The sequence below is a fragment of the Micromonospora sp. BS32 genome (genome assembly GCF_059089345.1).
This window is the reverse complement of sequence record NZ_JBSSHR010000153.1, coordinates 1-402: the sequence shown is the minus strand read 5'-3', so window position 1 is coordinate 402 and position 402 is coordinate 1. Positions and strand designations below refer to the sequence as shown.

Below are 402 nucleotides of genomic sequence, written 5' to 3'. Positions count from 1 at the left end.
GGCCGTCGGGGACGTCTCCCCGAAGAACCTGCTGTTCACACTGGCACCGCGGCCCGAGTGCTTCCTCATCGACTGCGACGCCATGCGCCTGCACGGCGCCAGCGTGCTGCCGCAGGCCGAGACCCCCGACTGGCAGGTCCCCGCGGGCGAGGAGAAGGCCACCCGGACCAGCGACGTGCACAAGCTGGCGCTGCTGGCCGTCCGGCTCTTCGCCCGCGACCAGGCCGCCCGCGACCCCGCCGTCCTCACCGCGGTCAGCCCCGCGCTGGGCGAACTCGCCCGTGCCGGGCTCGACCCCGACCCGGCCCGCAGGCCCAGCCCGCGCGCGTGGGCCGAACAGCTCGCCGGCAGCGCCGCCAGCGCGTCGACCACGCCCGCCACCGAGCCGGCCAACGGCGCCGC

1 protein-coding gene is annotated in these 402 nt (G+C 77.4%); it reads left to right on the top strand.

Annotation, left to right across the window (positions count from 1 at the left end; genetic code table 11):
- Positions 1 to 402 (top strand): protein kinase family protein (locus AC5RWQ_RS30695; protein ID WP_494286081.1); only part of this gene is annotated, 402 nt, incomplete at both ends.